This window comes from Dysgonomonas sp. (assembly GCF_035323175.1).
Taxonomy (GTDB): Bacteria; Bacteroidota; Bacteroidia; order Bacteroidales; family Dysgonomonadaceae; genus Dysgonomonas.
The window spans coordinates 557,507-575,208 of the sequence record NZ_DAOKYH010000002.1 but is presented as its reverse complement, the minus strand read 5'-3'; the positions used below and the strand labels follow the sequence as shown (position 1 = coordinate 575,208).

The 17,702-nt window shown below is 38.4% G+C and carries 15 protein-coding genes; 10 read left to right on the top strand and 5 right to left on the bottom strand.

Annotated elements, in window-relative coordinates:
* Positions 1–3: 3 nt before the first annotated feature.
* Positions 4–384 (bottom strand): bactofilin family protein, encoded by a 381-nt coding sequence (locus tag PKC55_RS05525; RefSeq protein WP_245530986.1) that lies wholly within the window; start codon positions 382–384, stop codon positions 4–6.
* Positions 385–488: 104 nt separating this feature from the next.
* On the opposite strand from PKC55_RS05525, the gene folB reads away from it, so the two are divergent.
* The 5 genes from folB to PKC55_RS05500 all read left to right on the top strand — a co-directional run bounded on the left by folB (position 489) and on the right by PKC55_RS05500 (position 6,143).
* A complete protein-coding gene (folB, locus tag PKC55_RS05520; protein ID WP_135103664.1) occupies positions 489–842 on the top strand; it encodes a dihydroneopterin aldolase in 354 nt (117 codons plus the stop codon).
* Between the two features lie 4 nt (positions 843–846).
* Positions 847–1,374 carry an RNA methyltransferase gene (locus PKC55_RS05515; RefSeq protein ID WP_291029242.1) on the top strand — a complete coding sequence of 176 codons (528 nt, stop codon included), beginning with the start codon at positions 847–849 and terminating at the stop codon, positions 1,372–1,374.
* A 54-nt stretch (positions 1,375–1,428) separates the two neighbouring features.
* A complete protein-coding gene (locus tag PKC55_RS05510; RefSeq protein ID WP_291124199.1) occupies positions 1,429–2,949 on the top strand; it encodes a DUF4301 family protein in 1,521 nt (506 codons plus the stop codon).
* 228 nt (positions 2,950–3,177) lie between these two features.
* Positions 3,178–5,700, top strand: coding sequence for a T9SS type A sorting domain-containing protein (locus PKC55_RS05505; protein WP_291124197.1), 2,523 nt, complete (start codon positions 3,178–3,180; stop codon positions 5,698–5,700).
* A 35-nt stretch (positions 5,701–5,735) separates the two neighbouring features.
* Positions 5,736–6,143, top strand: a complete 408-nt coding sequence (locus PKC55_RS05500) for a hypothetical protein (RefSeq protein WP_283686807.1) — start codon at positions 5,736–5,738, stop codon at positions 6,141–6,143.
* A 123-nt stretch (positions 6,144–6,266) separates the two neighbouring features.
* On the opposite strand, the gene PKC55_RS05495 is transcribed toward PKC55_RS05500, so the two are convergent.
* A complete protein-coding gene (locus tag PKC55_RS05495; RefSeq protein ID WP_291124195.1) occupies positions 6,267–6,803 on the bottom strand; it encodes a glutathione peroxidase in 537 nt (178 codons plus the stop codon).
* 172 nt (positions 6,804–6,975) lie between these two features.
* On the opposite strand from PKC55_RS05495, the gene PKC55_RS05490 reads away from it, so the two are divergent.
* The 4 genes from PKC55_RS05490 to PKC55_RS05475 are packed head-to-tail and all read left to right on the top strand — an operon-like array spanning position 6,976 to position 10,205.
* Positions 6,976–7,824, top strand: coding sequence for a sulfite exporter TauE/SafE family protein (locus tag PKC55_RS05490; RefSeq protein WP_135103670.1), 849 nt, complete (start codon positions 6,976–6,978; stop codon positions 7,822–7,824).
* 4 nt (positions 7,825–7,828) lie between these two features.
* Complete coding sequence (locus PKC55_RS05485; protein ID WP_006842252.1) at positions 7,829–8,245, top strand: DUF1634 domain-containing protein; 417 nt, start codon at positions 7,829–7,831, stop codon at positions 8,243–8,245.
* A 1-nt stretch (position 8,246) separates the two neighbouring features.
* Positions 8,247–9,248 (top strand): M28 family metallopeptidase, encoded by a 1,002-nt coding sequence (locus PKC55_RS05480; protein WP_291124193.1) that lies wholly within the window; start codon positions 8,247–8,249, stop codon positions 9,246–9,248.
* A 3-nt stretch (positions 9,249–9,251) separates the two neighbouring features.
* Positions 9,252–10,205 (top strand): M28 family metallopeptidase, encoded by a 954-nt coding sequence (locus PKC55_RS05475; protein ID WP_291124190.1) that lies wholly within the window; start codon positions 9,252–9,254, stop codon positions 10,203–10,205.
* Here PKC55_RS05475 and dprA read toward each other — a convergent pair whose 3' ends face one another.
* The 3 genes from dprA to PKC55_RS05460 are packed head-to-tail and all read right to left on the bottom strand — an operon-like array spanning position 10,206 to position 13,327.
* Entirely contained in the window at positions 10,206–11,327 is a 1,122-nt protein-coding gene (dprA, locus tag PKC55_RS05470) for a DNA-processing protein DprA (protein ID WP_291124188.1), read from the bottom strand.
* 3 nt (positions 11,328–11,330) lie between these two features.
* Complete coding sequence (locus PKC55_RS05465) at positions 11,331–12,002, bottom strand: ABC transporter ATP-binding protein (protein ID WP_291124186.1); 672 nt, start codon at positions 12,000–12,002, stop codon at positions 11,331–11,333.
* A 5-nt stretch (positions 12,003–12,007) separates the two neighbouring features.
* A complete protein-coding gene (locus tag PKC55_RS05460; protein WP_291124184.1) occupies positions 12,008–13,327 on the bottom strand; it encodes a UDP-glucose dehydrogenase family protein in 1,320 nt (439 codons plus the stop codon).
* Between the two features lie 553 nt (positions 13,328–13,880).
* On the opposite strand from PKC55_RS05460, the gene purL reads away from it, so the two are divergent.
* Entirely contained in the window at positions 13,881–17,570 is a 3,690-nt protein-coding gene (gene purL, locus PKC55_RS05455) for a phosphoribosylformylglycinamidine synthase (protein WP_324372184.1), read from the top strand.
* Positions 17,571–17,702 lie beyond the last annotated feature (132 nt).

Here is a 17,702-nt window from a genome sequence, read left to right as displayed (position 1 = left end):
ATCTTACTCATCCAAAGATCCAGTTGCGCTATTATTTAACATCGAACAGGTTCCTTCAAAATTGGCTCCGGGCTCTATCTCAATCGTACGTGTTTTAATCTCGCCGGTAAGAAGGGAACTCGCCTTCAGAACAATATTTTCGGAACATATAATGTTTCCTTTTACTTTGCCGAATAAGTCTATATTCGAACAATTTATATTGCCGATAACGCAGCCGCTCTGACCTACGATAATTTTACCACGACACTGGATATTGCCTTCTATTGCGCCGTCGATACGGAAATCTTCCTCCGAAGATATATCTCCTTTTAGTTGTGTGCCCGACGCTAAAATGTTGTGTGTGCCGGATGTTGTGTAAGGTGTTGTTTCTCTTGATTTACTCATAATTTTCATTCTCTGTTTTCACAAGGTTTTATATCTTTGTAAACTCAATAACGAACAAATATAGATAAAAAACTTAGCTTTGTGCCGTTTTATTTTGACTCTTTATGAAAAGTTTTATTTTGCTTGAGAATGTTGTTTTTTATGCTTATCACGGCGTACAGCCTCATGAAACCACGGTTGGAAATGAGTTTGTGATCAATCTGAAATTAGAAGTAAACCTAACAGATGCTGCTCAATCCGATTCGTTGGAAGATACGGTCAGCTATGCAGATATATACAATGATGTGAAGGAGCAAATGCAAATTCCGTCCAAGTTATTAGAGCATGTTGCATATCGGATCGTTCGATGCCTGAAGCAGAAGTATAAAAAAATCGAACATGTGGAAATTAAGCTTTCGAAACGAAATCCACCGATGGGAGCTCAGTTGGATTGTGCCAGTGTTGTTTTAATAGATTAAGCGGATGAGAGTAAAAAAAATAACAGAGTTGAATAGGCTTTCGGTCGAAGAGTTTAAGTCTGAACCTAAAATCCCGCTTATCATTGTATTGGATAACGTAAGAAGTCTTAATAATATTGGATCTGTGTTTCGCACTTCGGATGCATTTCTTGTAGAGGCTGTTTATCTATGCGGAATTACGGCAACTCCGCCCAATGTGGAAATCCATAAAACAGCTTTGGGAGCTGAAAATTCGGTTGCATGGGCATATTACTCAGATACAGATCAGGCTGTAGAAGAGCTGAAGAAAAATGGCTACACCCTTTGTGCTGTGGAGCAAGCTCAAAATAGCATAATGCTGGATGAATTGCAACTGGATTCTAAAAAGAAATATGCTGTTGTTTTAGGAAATGAGGTAAAGGGTGTACAGCAGGATGTTGTGAGCCGTTGCGACTGCTGTGTTGAAATCCCTCAATATGGAACAAAGCATTCCCTTAATGTTTCGGTTGCTGCCGGGATGGTAATATGGGAATTTTCTAAACAATTGAAGTAAGTTACCAATATTTTTCCTAGTTTTGCATATAAGACGTATATAACACACTATGCTATGATAACCGAATCAGATAAAAACCATCTCGCAGAAAAAGGTATTACCGAAGACCAACTGAACAAACAATTGGATGACTTTAAACAAGGATTTCCTTTCTTGGGTATTGCCGCTGCAGCGTCAGTAGAAAAAGGTATTAAGGTGATATCTCCTGAACAAGAAAAAGAATATCTGGCGGACTGGGATGAATACAAAGCGTCATCGGGAAAACAAATTGTTAAATTTGTTCCTGCCTCGGGAGCCGCAAGCAGGATGTTCAAAGACTTGTTCGAGTTTCTCGATGCGCCTTATTCCGTACCGACTTCAGGCTTTGAAAAGAAATTCTTTGAAGACATAGAGAAGTTTGCGTTTTATAATGATCTGGATGCCATGTGTCTGAAAAATGAAGGGCAAACTCTTGCTGCTTTGCTTTCGGAAGGAAAATATAAATCAATTGTTGAGAATTTGCTGAAGCCAAAAGGGCTTAACTACGGAAATCTGCCAAAGGGACTTCTTAAGTTTCATAAATATAGTGATACATCCCGTACTCCGGTCGAAGAGCATTTGATGGAGGGGTATCTTTATGCAAAGAATGATAAAGAAGAAGTGAATATTCACTTTACTGTATCGCCTGAGCATAGAATATTGTTTGATGACCTGATAAAGGCAAGAAAACAAAAGTTTGAAAACGAACTGCATGTAAAATATGACGTTACGTTCAGCGAACAAAAATCGAGTACAGATACAATTGCGGTGGATGCCGATAATGAGCCGTTTAGGGAAAATGGAAAATTATTGTTTCGCCCGGGAGGACATGGCGCACTGATAGAAAATCTGAATGACTTAAATGCGGATATCGTTTTTATAAAAAATATAGATAATACTGTCCCCGATAAATATAAGCAGACAGAGACCAAATATAAAAAGATACTAGCGGGTGTATTGGTTGATACTCAGAGAAAAATATTTGAATATTTGAAACTTCTCGATAGCGGGAAATATACACATGATCAACTAATAGAAATTCTTTATTTTCTACAAAAAGAATTAAATATAAAAAATCCCGATACAAAATTGCTGGAAGATGCAGAGCTTGTGCTTTATCTGAAAAGAAAACTCGATCGCCCTTGCCGTGTCTGTGGTATGGTGAAAAATGTAGGAGAACCGGGAGGTGGCCCTTTTCTAGCCGTAAATTCAGATGGAACGATCTCTCCTCAAATCTTGGAAAGCTCGCAAATTGATATGTCCGATCCTGCGAAACAGGAGATGTTTAAAAAAGGGACTCACTTCAATCCTGTTGATTTAGTTTGTGGGATTAAAGACTACAGAGGTAATCATTTCAATCTGAAAGACTATGTAGACTATAATACCGGATTTATATCAATCAAATCAAAAAGCGGAAAGGAACTTAAAGCTTTAGAACTTCCCGGCTTATGGAATGGTGCGATGTCTGATTGGAACACAATATTTGTTGAAGTTCCGGTCGAAACTTTCAATCCTGTAAAAACTGTAAATGATTTGTTAAGAGATTGCCATTTGTGATTTTTTTTGTCATTTATTCTGTTTTTTCAAATGTAAAAGATTGTGTATGTAATTCTTAAAAAAATATAGCCAAAGTTTTTATTTAAAGAAAAAAGGATTATCTTTGCTCGGGAATAAGAATTTTTACATTATTACAATATAGCTTTTCCTAAAGCTAGGATCGAGTATAACTGCTTGACCATTACAGACTTTTATTAGACTATTACTGACTTTATTAAAACTACAATAATGAAATTTCGATTAGGATTAGTTGTACTACTCTTCTTGCCTTTACTTATAAAAGGGCAATCTACTTCGCCAGATGTCGTGTTTTACTCGAAGGGTAAAATGTACGTTAAGTACGGAAGTGAGACTGATGGAACGCAGTCTAAGTCAACAACTTTGTATGTTAAAGGTTCTGCTGAGTTTGCTGATGGTTCAGGCATAATTCAGAATGGCCGTACAGAGTTGACCGGGGATTTTATTAATGGAAAAGATCCCGGAGTTCAAGGTAATGGTGCTGATGTTGGCGGTGAGTATGCGCATCTGTTTAAAGACCCCAATACGAGCAGCGGTGTGGTTGCTTTTGTTGGTAAGGATAATAAACAAACGATTAAAAGGTCTCCAAGTCTTTTAGCTAACAAAGGTTCTCAAAAAAAATACAATTATATAGCTTTCCCGACGTTGCATGTTGATAAAACAGTAACAGATATTAATGCTGCTGATCCTCGATTGGTAGGGTTTGTGGCTGTTGATACATCTGCTGCCGTTGTCGTGAATAAATTATTATCACCACTCAATGGTTCTAATGTTTTGGGAGGTAATAGATTTGTTGTAGAGGGAGGCTATGATGCGACGATTACGCAAAAAATGAATCTGGGGCAGGCACTTATCGTAAGTGATACCGGTTCAGACCTTCCCGGATATAGTCAGGTAAATTTAACATATTACAAATATAATGGTACCAGTGAGGATGATGGAGCTATAAATTCTTCGACTCATGAGGCTGCTACCGGAGCTAATACACTCCGTAAGACAGTAAATGGGAAAGTATGGAATTACTTGACAGGGTTTACTCCACCATTTGAAGAAATGGGTACAGACTATTTGTTTTATCATGTATTTATGAAACCAAACAAAAATAGTCTGACTTCTAATCAAGGAACTATCCTTGATCCTCTATACAAGATGAAAGCCGGATACGGGTACTTTATGAGTATGGATGTGACGGATTACGGAAGTAAGAATGTTGATGACAGATGGGCTGCTTTGAATGTCAAATCTGCCAATAGAGCAAGAGGAGGTTTTGAATTCAATCGTCGATTGATGAGATATCATTTCACTAAAATAAGTGGTAATACAATTACCGGTGGAGTTCCTAATCCAGAATCTACCGATTATTTAATGGGCTTTGCTCGCTTTTCACCGGATTTGGCAGGTACAAAATCAGGAGGTTGGAAGGGTTTAGGGGATTGGCCTGATTTTGGAAGAGATAGGATCGAATTGCTCGAGACTGAAAAGTTTAAAACGGATGCTGTAACGGTGACTCTGGAGCAAGGACTTAACTTCTTAGGGAACCCCTTCATGGCGCCAATCAGTTTGAATCCGTTATTAGGATATGATATCAAAGGAACTTCACTTGGCACAGATTTAAGTGACGGCGTTTTGGATGTGTCGCAATACTTTGGGCAAGATGTAAATACATCTGTTAAAAATGAAACTACAAAAAATGTGTTGAGGTCTAAATATTGGATTGTAAATAATGGGTTGATCAGATATGACAATAGTGACAAGCTATATCATATGCAGGTTAGCTATGATTATATCAGTACAGATGGAGTTACTGTAACAGGTGGACCGGTAGATCCGGCTGATCTAGGCAGGAATATTGTAGATCCTCTACAATTCTTAATTGCCCCTATGCAAATGTTTATTGTACAGGCTAACAAAAGTTTTGATATTTCTTTAAGCCCTGCTTTAAGAACATTTGGAACAACACGATATTTGAAAAGTGGTGCTACATCGAATCTATTATCAGACTTCTTTGTGGTTGAAGTTGCCAGCTCTGCGGATAAGGCGGCAGATAGAACTGCAATCGTACTGCGTGATAACGCAAAAATGACAAGTGATGATAATCTGGATACGCCGAAGAATTTCTCTAAGTCGATTACTGTACCAAATGAAAGTGATAAAATATATCCTGAAGAAGGTTCTACTTTTATCTACACAAAATCGAGTGACGGTGTAAATATGTTAGGGAATGTAGTTCCGCTAAATATTAAAGAGTTAGCATTGTACGTAACTCCTCCGGCTACACAACAGACAATGTCTTTGAATTTTTACAACTTGGAGAATGTTACATCTGTTCAGGATGTTTGGTTGATAGACCGTTACCAGAATAATAAAACAGTGAAATTGACACCTGGCACATCTTACAATTATTCTTCTGGGCCGTCTGATCTGAAAAGTGTAGACGAAAATCGATTTATATTACGCTTTTTCGAAACTAAAGATATTCTAGAAGACGAAACTACCGAAATAACCTGCTATTACAATGAACCGGTATTGCATATTTCCGGCTTGAATGAGAAAGATGTGAATAGCGATGTGTTGATTTATGATATGCAAGGACGATTGATGGGAAAAACCAGAGTAGGTAAAAATGACTATCCATCAATGGAATATTCTAAAACATTAAACTTAGGAACATACATAGTAAAAATAGCAGGAAACAGAACTTTTACAACAAAAGTTGTGAACTTACACAACTAGCTTTTTAGAACACAGACGTACGAAAAATATAACAAATGAAAACAAAACTAGTGATATTTGTGTTTTTGATAACATGCTTTGGGCTCTCTATACCAACGATTTCAATAAATGCTGCAGAGACGGATGCGATGGATGCGCAAGTAATATCCAGCAAGTCTCCTTCTGCCGTAACTTTATCAAAGATTGAGAATTTATCAATTGCAAGCAGGACAGATAATTCTTCGATGGCTACAACACTAAATAAAGTAGGTGGTACAAGAGCTCTTACAGACTGGGGGACAGATCCGGACTTGCCAGGACAAGGAGGTGAAGTAACAGACCCGGGTCAAGTGGGAGAAGCAGCTCCGATAGGAGATATTACACTTCCTATAATTCTATTTGCGTTAGTTATTTATTTCGCTTATAGAGGAGTTACGACTTCAAAAAGAAGAAACAATCTTTAATGCAATACAAGTCTATAAAGATAAAATAGGAGAGTGCTAATCAATACTCTCCTATACTAATATCATGAAAGTCCCATTTATCATACGACAAATGGGACTTTTGTATGTTTACATCAATAAAAATTACTTTTCTATCCAATTTATGATTTTATCACAAAAAGGGTCTTCTCGTGGAGTAACAAAATCTACAAGTTTGCCATTCTCATCAATCATAAATTTCTGAAAATTCCATTGTACCTCTGCATCCATTTTCCCGTTCTGTGATTTTTCTGTCAGCCATTTGTAGAGTGGTGCTTTTTTGTCGCCTACTACGTCTATTTTGCTCATCATAGGGAACGATACATTATAATTTAGTGTACAGAATGTTTTTATTTCTTCATTTGTACCAGGCTCTTGTCCATTAAAATTATTAGCAGGAAAACCTATTACGACAAAGTTCCTGTCTTTATATTTTTCGTAAAGGTCTTGTAACTTGTTATATTGAGGAGTAAGCCCACATTTAGACGCAACATTTACCACCAAAACTTTTTTACCTTTTAGGCTTGAAAGATCAAAATTGTTACCGTCAATATCTTTTACTTTAAAATCATATAAGGATACTTGCGCTATCATAACTGTAGAAATTATACTGAATAGAGTTGTTAAAATTAAATGTTTCATCTTGTATTATTATTTAGTGACTGTAATTAGAACAACTAGTATATGCAGAATGTTTTGTTAATAAATATAGAATAGATGTGCTGCATCTTCATTATATTTAATAGTATTTGAAGCTGTGTTTCGTTGTATCTTTTCTAAAAAGATTACCTTTACGGCGTCAAAACAAAATAATATGGATTTTAATTTAGAGATATTTTCCCTGGTTTTATTTATCGGGGCATGTTTTGCCGGATTTATAGGTTCGCTTACAGGTTTAGGAGGAGGTGTGATTGTAATCCCTATCTTAACCCTTGGATTTGGTGTAGATATCAGATATGCAGTAGGAGCTGCATTGGTTACATCTATTGCCACATCTTCCGGAGCTGCCGCGGCATATATAAAAGAAGGGATAACCAACGTGCGCATTGGTATGTTTCTCGAAATAGCAACAACGACGGGAGCTGTTGCAGGTGCAATTGTAGCTATGTATCTTGATAAGATGTATATCGCTATAATTTTGGGTGTTGTTCTTATTTTTTCTGCGATACGTTCTGTGTCAAAGAAAGAAGATGGCATCGATTACTCTGCTCCGGGCGATAAGTTGGGCGAAAAGTTGAAACTAAATGGTTCTTACCCAACCAAAGATGGGAAGGTAGAAAAATATAATGTTCATAATGTAATCGGAGGGTATTCTCTGATGACGGTTGCGGGTGTTTTATCAGGGCTGCTTGGTATTGGCTCGGGATCACTGAAGGTATTGGCTATGGATACGGCAATGAAAATACCTTTCAAGGTATCTACAACAACCAGTAATTTCATGGTTGGTGTTACAGCTGCAGCCAGTGCTGTGATCTACTTTCAACGAGGATATATCGATCCGGGATTAGCTATGCCTATTGTTGTGGGAGTCCTTTTGGGCGCATTCTTTGGCTCTAAAATACTACCTAAAGCAAATGTAAGAAATTTAAGACTGCTATTTAGTGTCGTCATTTTCTTCTTGGCTGTTTCTATGATTTATAATGCTTTAACCGGTAAAATGTAATAAGATGAAGAAAGTTTTTTCTAAAGAGTTTTGGGAAGAAAGAGACATGGAGCTTCTTATTGGCAAGTTGCTGCGATATGGAGTTATGTTGGCATGTGGTATTACCGTATTTGGAGGTTTGATCTATTTATTCCAAAATCACGGTTTGCCTATCGAGCATTATAAACCTACACCCGATGATCAGCCCTTTCCGGGAGTCTCTCAATATCTACGTGAGTTGTCAACGATTATTCCCCGGGTATTAGAGTTTGATGGTGCGGCCATCATACAATTAGGCGTTTGTGTACTCATTGCCACGCCTATTTTGCGTGTAGCATTTTCGGTGATAGGTTTTCTTATTGAGAAAGATTATATGTACGTGGCGATAACCATCGTCGTTTTATTAATTATTGTAGCCAATATGGTTTTAGGATTACATTGATATGAAGAACACAATATTTCCTTTTTTATTATTTATATCTATTTCTTTATTTTCTCAGTCAACGAAAGAGAAAGGTTTTGAAACAATTAATAAAGAAAGCGCAAAAGCATATATTGGCTTTCTGGCAAGCGATGCAGTAGAAGGCAGAGAAGCCGGTAGGCATGGTGGACGTGTTGCCGGAGAATATGTGAAGTCTGTATTGCAAGATATGGGACTTAAACCTCTGAATGAGGATTCCTATTTCCAGCCTTTTGAAGCATATAGTCCCGAGAGACAAAAAAGAGTGCGTTTTTCTGTTAATCCCGATTCTATTCAGAAGTATAGTCAACTTCCGGCTCATCGTAAGTTAGAGTTAAGGAATGTATTGGGCTATATTGAAGGTGAAAATAAGAATGAATATGTTGTAATGGGTGCTCATTACGATCACTTAGGTATGGATGAAGTCCTCGATGGGGATAAGATATATAATGGAGCCGATGATAATGCTTCGGGAGTTTCTGCTGTATTGCAAATAGCGAAAGCTTTTCTTGCGAGTGGAGAAAAGCCCGAGCGTACAATTATTTTTGCACTATGGGATGGTGAAGAGCTGGGGCTGTTAGGCTCGGAGTATTTTATGCAAACATGCCCTTTCGCATCAGAGATTAAAGGATATGTTAATTTTGATATGATTGGACGAAACAATGACGAGCAGAAACCAAAGTATGTTGTGTATTTCTATACCGAAGCACACCCTCATTTTGGTGAATGGCTGAAGAGCGATATTAAGACATACGGGCTAGGCTTGGAACCTAATTATCGCGCTTGGGATAAGCCTATTGGTGGTAGTGACAATGCTTCATTCGCAAAAAGAGATATTCCTGTGATTTGGTATCATACAGACGGACATCCCGATTATCATCAACCGAGCGATCATGCCGATAAAATAAATTGGGATAAACTTGTCGAAATAACGAAAGCTGCTTATCTTAACCTCTGGAATTTAGCAAACTTAAAAACATATTAAACTATGAAGCTGAAACTTATCCTTGTCGCACTCTTTTTTATGCCATTTTCTTTATTTGCACAAACACCTAAAGAAAAAGGTCTGGCAGAAATAACTTTGCAAAAGGCAAAGGAGTATATAGGGGTTTTGGCTAGTGATAGTTTAGAGGGGCGTAAAGCCGGTGAATCGGGCGGTTTGAAGGCTTCAGAATATATAAAAAGTACACTTCAAAAAGTAGGCGTTAAGCCTTGGAGAGATACTTATTATCAACCTTTCGAAAGCGATCGTTATCCTTCTCTAAAGATGCGCAACGTATTGGGATATATCCCCGGAAAGTATCAGGATGAGGTTGTGATAGTTGGTGCACATTACGATCATATAGGTGTAAAAGCAAACAAAACGAATGACAGTATATACAACGGAGCCGATGATAATGCTTCGGGGACATCGGCGATTTTGCAGATAGCAGAAGCCTTTTTGGCTTCAGGCGAAAAACCATTGCGCACTGTCATTTTTGCTTTGTGGGATGGCGAGGAATTGGGCTTGTTGGGTTCATCTTATTTTGTTGAAGATTACTCCAAGAACATAACTTTTCCTTTACTCACAGCTCCTAAAATAAGAGGCTATATCAATTGCGATATGATTGGTAGAAATAAGACGGAGGCTGATTATAATTATGTAGCATGTTTTTTCTCTCCTGAGAAACCTGTGTTTAAAGAATGGTTGCAGAACGATATTGCTGCATATAATTTGAATCTGGTTCCCGATTTTCGCTCTATGGATGATTCTCCGGGAGGAAGCGATCATATTCCTTTTTCGATGAGGAAGATACCTGTTATATTTTACAATACCGATTTGCATGAAGATTACCATAAGCCGACCGATCATGCCGATAAAATTAATTATGAGAAAGTTGTAAATATTACTAAAGCCACCTATCTTAATTTGTGGAATATGGCTAATCTGAAGGATTTCTAGTTAAGATATCGTGTATAAATTTCCTGGGAGCGTTCTTATCATTCCTTTCATTTCCATCTCCAGTAATGTAGAAAACAGTGAGTATGCCGGAACACCAAGCTCTCTGGCTAACTGATCAATATGTATAGATTCTTTTTCTGACAATTTATTAACGATGGTTTGCTCATCATCTGTCAATATGGAGAAAAGACTTTGTTGAATGGGTGCTTTCTTCTTTTTGGGCGGTTCGTTATCCCAACCCATTTGTTGCAGGAAATATTCTGTTGATCGGAATAGATCGGCTTTGTGTGACGAGATAAGCTTGTTACACCCTTGAGAATATTTGTCAGTCATTTTTCCCGGAACGGCAAACACATCTTTACAATATGAATTCGCAATTTCCGCCGTAATCAACGAACCCCCTTTTACGTCAGACTCAACAACAATAACAGTATCGGCAATGCCTGCTACTATCCGGTTTCTTTTTACAAAATTGTATCGGTCGGGTTCTGTATTGCTTCGGAATTCAGAAAGCAACCCTCCTTTAGCGACCATTTCTCGAGCTATTTGCTTGTGTACATGCGGGTATATTCTATCTAAGCCATGAGCCAGTATACCGATTGTTGGCAAATTATTTTTCAGAGCGGCTCTATGTGCATTAATATCTATTCCGTAAGCAAGTCCGCTTACAATTAGGGTGTTAGGTAGCAGGTGTGCAATTTCTTCGAGAAAAGTATCGCAAAAAGTATTACCATAATTTGTGGAGTTTCTTGTCCCTACTATGCTTATTATCTTCTCGGTGTTGAAATCAACATCCCCCTCAAAATAAAATAAGACAGGAGCGTCTGCGCACTCTTTTAGTCGTTTAGGGTAGTCTGTCTGATTGATGAAGTAGGTTTTGAGCTTGTTCTTCTCTATAAAAGAGAGTTCTTTTTCTGCTTTTATAAGAACTTCAGGATTGAGTATGCCATCAACCAGCTTATGAGAGATTCCTGTTTTAGAGATCAGAGTTTTTCTGTTTGTTTTGAATATAGCTTCCTCGTCACCCATAATCTGTAAAAGATTGCGAGCAGTAATATCACCCACTCCCGGAATGAGGGTGAGGGCAATCTGATAAATACGTTTATCAGAGGAAAGGTTCATTTCTTAGATAGATTCTTTTAAAGGGTCAAAGATCTGACCATCTTTCATATGTACGGTTCTGTCTGTTATAGAAGCCAGATTTTCGTCGTGAGTTACTATAATGAATGTTTGTCCTAATGTATCGCGAAGCTTAAAAAATAATTGATGTAGTTCTTCTTTATTCTCAGTGTCGAGGCTACCCGACGGCTCATCAGCCAAGATAATCGCGGGATTATTAATTAAGGCACGTGCTACAGCAACACGTTGCTTTTCGCCTCCCGATAGTTCATTTGGTTTATGTCCGAGTCTATCGGCTAAGCCCAGCATGTCGAGTAATTCTTTTGCCTTTTGCTTTGCCTGAGAATCCTTAACTTTTCCTATCAGTGCAGGGATCATTACATTTTCCAGCGCTGTAAATTCGGGTAAAAGCTGATGGAACTGAAATACAAATCCAATATTTTTGTTTCTGAAATCAGACAGTTGGCTATCTCTCAGTGAGTTCAGTTTTTGCCCATTAATGTGTACTGTACCACTGTCAGACTTATCCAGTGTCCCTATAATTTGCAGAAGGGTCGTCTTTCCGGCTCCACTAGCACCTACAATCGATATTATCTCCCCTTTTTCTACATGAAGATCTATGCCTTTGAGAACTTTAAGCGAGCCAAAACTTTTAGTTATTCCTTCTACAGTAATCATTTGTTTTATTTTATACCAATACCGAAATAGTCAAATCCTATTTCGTTCATCTCTTGTTTGTTGTATATGTTTCTTCCATCAAAAACGACAGGTTTCTTCATGGTTTTCTTTATTACTTCCCATGTAGGCAAGCGGAACTCGTTCCATTCGGTAACCATCAATATCGCATCCGCTTCTAATGTAGCATCATAGATATCTTTTGCGTATGTAATGCTGTCGCCTAGAATTCGTTTAGCCTCTTCCATTGCTACAGGGTCATAAGCCTTAACTTTTCCTCCTGCTTCTAAAATCTTATCAATGATAACCAGCGATGGCGCTTCTCGCATATCATCCGTTTTGGGTTTAAATGCTAATCCCCATACGGCAATAGTTTTTCCTTTTATATCGTTATCATAGTATTTCATTAGTTTCTCGAAGAGAATTTTCTTCTGGAACTCATTCACTTCTTCAACCGCCTCAAGGATTTTCATTTCATAGCCTAGATTTTGAGCTGTATGTATAAGTGCTTTTACATCTTTTGGAAAGCAGCTTCCACCATATCCGCATCCGGCATATAAAAACTTAGAACCGATGCGCACATCTGCTCCGATTCCTTTTCGTACCATATTGATGTCAGCTCCTACAATTTCGCACATATTAGCAATATCGTTCATAAAACTGATTCGGGTAGCCAACATAGCATTCGCTGCATATTTTATCATCTCGGCCGAAGGAATATCGGTATATATAATGCGGTAGTTGTTCAATGTGAAAGGTTTGTATAATCTTTCCATTAATTGCTTGGCTTCGTCAGACTCAACACCAACTACAACACGGTCGGGTTGCATAAAATCTGTAATGGCTGCACCTTCTTTTAAGAATTCAGGATTTGAAGCCACATCGAATTTTAGATCCGTTAAACCTCTATTGTCTAATTCACCCTGAATGGTTTTCTTTATCAGCTTGGCTGTGCCTACAGGTACGGTACTTTTGGTTACAATAACCATATATTTGTTTAGTTCTTGTCCAATAGTACGTGCTACATCAAGCACATATTTCAGGTCTGCACTCCCATCTTCATCGGGAGGTGTGCCTACAGCCGAGAATACAATATCAACCTCGTTGAGGATAGAGCTAAGGTCGGTCGTGAAATTAAGGCGTCCTGCTTTATGATTGCGTTCTACCATTTCGTCAAGTCCCGGCTCGAAAATAGGAATGATACCATTCTTTAGTTTATCTATCTTGTTCTGATCGATATCAATACAAAAAACTTCTGTTCCCATTTCAGCAAAGCAGGTTCCCGTGACGAGACCTACATAACCTGTACCAACAATCGCGATTTTCATGCCTGAATTAAATATTATAAATAACTAAATATTTGTAGTGCTTAATTTTGAAATACAAATATAGTATTAATCTTTTATCTTAAATCTATATTTGGCTCTGTCTGTTAAAAGAAATATGTAACACTCAGCTTTAGGGTTCTGTTGTATAAAGGATATTGGTCATATACAATATTATATAAATCATGAAGGTAATTGAGAGCAAACTGATAATTGTTGTGTTCTATTCCAATTAATATCTTTCCCTTACGGACTCTCAGTTACTCCTATTAATCCCATAATATTCATACCAACGTATGGTTCTAATCCAAATATCAAGCGATAATCGTTTTTAATAGCCCATTTTGCTCCGAAGTTAAACGTTAAGTTTGCATAGGATCTTCTCCGTTTTAAGGTTCTGTCGTTAAGACTTCGCTTTACTGCAAAGGTTTAATATGTATATTATAAAGCTGTAATAAAAGGCGTTTGCTATTTTTCCTTTTTCTTTCTATATATTGTCAGTTTTCATTACCTTTGTATGCCTATTATAAGTCAATCATTAACTTGAAATAAAAATATGGTTTCTTTCTTTCAAACCCCTTCCGGGAACATTATTGCTGTTCAAACAAGCTCCACCCTCAACGATGATTTTATCCAACGCCTGACATGGGCATTCAGTGGTGCAACTATGCTTGATTCTGATGAAGTTTCAGGCTTTTTTGTTGGTCCCCGCCGCGAGATGATAACCCCATGGAGCACAAATGCTGTGGAAATTACCCAGAATATGGGAATAGAGGGAATCGTGCGTATCGAAGAATTTTTTTCTGTCGCAAGTACTGATGCAGAGCATGATTCTATGCTCCAACGTATATACAATGGGCTTAATCAGCGTATTTTTACAATAGATAAGACGCCGGAACCTATTATAGAAATAGATGATATCGAAGCATATAACCAGCAGGAAGGTTTAGCCTTAAGCGAAGATGAGGTTGAATATCTGAACAGTGTAAGCCAACGATTGGGGCGTAAGTTGACAGATAGCGAGGTTTTTGGATTCTCTCAGGTGAATTCAGAGCATTGCCGCCACAAAATATTTAATGGAACATTTATCATTGATGGTGAAGAAAAAGAAAGTTCTTTATTTAAACTGATAAAAAAGACATCTCAAACCAATCCGAACAAATTAGTTTCAGCATATAAAGATAATGTAGCCTTCAATATGGGGCCTCAAATAGAACAGTTTGCTCCTACAGAAGGTGACAAGCCAAGTTATTTTGAGGTAACACCGATCAAATCGGTTATCTCACTGAAAGCCGAGACGCATAATTTCCCTACAACCGTAGAGCCGTTCAATGGTGCTGCTACCGGTTCGGGTGGTGAAATACGTGATCGTCTGGGTGGTGGTAAAGCATCCTTGCCTATTGCAGGAACAGCTGTTTACATGACTTCTTACCCAAGAACCAAAAAAGGAAAAGCATGGGAGGAAGCAATTGAAGAAAGACCTTGGTTATATCAGACCCCGGAGGAGATATTGATAAAAGCATCTAACGGAGCTTCTGATTTCGGTAATAAATTTGGTCAACCGCTCATTTGTGGGTCATTACTTACATTCGAGCATGAAGAAAACAGAAAGAAATTTGCTTTCGATAAAGTGATTATGCTAGCCGGAGGGGTAGGCTACGCCAACAAGCGCGATGCGCTCAAAGGTGAACCTAAACCCGGAGAAAAGGTAGTAATACTGGGAGGTGATAATTACCGTATCGGTATGGGCGGTGGAGCTGTTTCTTCTGTTGATACAGGTCAGTACTCAAGCGGAATAGAACTGAATGCCGTACAGCGAGCAAATCCCGAAATGCAAAAGCGTGCAGCTAATGTTATTCGTGCTTTAGCAGAATCGAAAGAAAATCCGATCGTGTCTATTCACGATCATGGAGCAGGAGGGCATTTGAATTGCTTATCGGAACTCATAGAAGCTACGGGAGGAAAGATAGATGTATCTAAATTACCTGTGGGAGACCCTACTTTGTCTTCGAAAGAGATTGTAGGAAATGAAAGTCAGGAACGTATGGGCTTGCTTATCCCCGAAGAAGCTGTAGACAAAATAGAACGAATCGCTCAACGTGAGCGTTCACCGATGTACGTAGTAGGTGAAACTACTAACGATATGAAGTTGGTGTTTGAACAGGCTGACGGAAAACGTCCTATAGACTTGAAGCTGGAAGACTTTTTTGGTAAAGCGCCTAAAACAATAATGCGCGACGATACCCTTGAAGAAGAATATACGAATCCGGAATATGATCTCTCAAGGCTTGAAGACTATATAAAAAATGTACTACAACTAGAGGCTGTTGCTTGTAAAGACTGGTTAACAAACAAGGTTGACCGTTCGGTGACAGGTAAAGTTGCACGCCAGCAAACTCAAGGTGAAATTCAGTTGCCATTGAGTGATCTTGGGGCTGTGGCTTTAGATTATAAAGGAAAAGCAGGGATTGCAACATCTATAGGACATGCGCCTCAGGCTGCGATGGTAGACCCGGCAGCAGGTTCGGTGCTTGCTATTGCCGAATCGCTTACAAATATAATATTTGCACCTATCGAAGATGGGTTGAAGGGTGTTTCTTTGAGTGCTAACTGGATGTGGCCTTGCAAAAATCCGGGAGAAGATGCACGCTTATACAAAGCCGTAGAAGCATGCTCTGAGTTTGCTTGCGAACTGGGAGTAAATATTCCTACTGGTAAGGACTCTCTTTCGATGACACAGAAATACGGAGACGAAAAAGTATATTCACCGGGTACTGTGATCATTTCGGCAGCAGGTGAAGTAAAAAATATACGCAAGATTGTTTCTCCTGTATTGGCATATATAAAGGGAACATACCTCTATTATATAGATTTCTCTTTCGATACCTTCAAACTTGGAGGTTCTGCTTTTGCTCAGACTATGAATAAGCTGGGAGAGGAAGTGCCAACCGTTCAGGATACTGAATATTTCAAAAATGCATTTAACGCTGTTCAGGAGTTAATAGACAGGGGATTGATACTTGCAGGACATGATATCTCAGCCGGAGGTCTTGTTACCGCAATGCTTGAAATGTGTTTTGCAAATCCTCAGGGAGGTCTTGAATCTCGCTTAGATAAGCTGCATCATGCAGATATAATAAAAGTATTGTTCTCCGAAAATCCGGGTATTCTTATTCAGGTAAAACATCATCATCTGGTAGAAAAAATCCTTGATGATTATGGTATTGGTTTTGCTATTATTGCCAGACCAATAGAGGAGAGAAAACTGGTAATTCAGAAAGATGCGTTTGTTCAAGAATTTGATATAGACGAGCTGCGTGATGTATGGTTCGAATCTTCATACTTGCTCGATAAAAAGCAAAGCGGAGAGAAATTAGCCACAGAGCGTTTCCAAAACTATAAAAATCAGCCATTACAGTTTAACTATAATCCATCTTTTACAGGCAAATTTGCTCAGTTTGGTATCGATCCGGACAGAGTAAAACCTACCGGACTAAAAGCGGCCATTATCAGAGAGAAAGGAACTAATGGAGAACGTGAGATGGCATATTCCTTGTATCTTGCAGGGTTTGATGTGAAGGACGTACATATGACAGACTTAGCTTCTGGTAGAGAAACGCTTGAGGATATCAATCTGATTGTATTCTGCGGAGGCTTCTCTAATTCGGATGTACTTGGTTCGGCTAAAGGTTGGGCAGGAAGTTTCATGTACAACGAAAAAGCGAAAGAAACTCTTCGCAAATATTATCAGCGTAAAGATACATTGAGCCTTGGTGTGTGCAACGGTTGTCAGTTGATGATGGAGCTTGGGCTGGTATATCCAGACCATGATGTGAAACCTAAGATGGAACATAATGCTTCTCATAAGTTTGAATCTACTTATGTGAGCGTAGAAGTTCCACAAAACGAATCGGTAATGTTTGGTTCTCTATCGGGCAGTAAGCTTGGTATATGGGTAGCGCATGGTGAAGGACGTTTCTCGATGCCAAAGGCTGAATCGGAATACAATGTTATAGCTAAATATATTTACAGCGAATATCCGGGTAACCCTAATGGTTCCGATTATGATATTGCAGGTGTTGTTTCTAAGGATGGGCGTCACTTGGCTATTATGCCTCACCTTGAACGCTCTTTATTCCCTTGGCAATGTGCATATCTGCCATTCGAACATCGTAGAGATGATTTTACTCCTTGGATAGAAGCATTTGTAAATGCAAGAGAGTGGGTGAAAAACGTAAAGAAGTAAACTTATAAAATAAATTGATAGAGGCTGTTACGGAAGTAGCAGCCTTTGTTTTTTTTGCAATCGTTTGCGAAGATAAAGAATTATTATTTATATCCTCTTGGATATGATGTGTATGTTAAATGACTAGTTTTA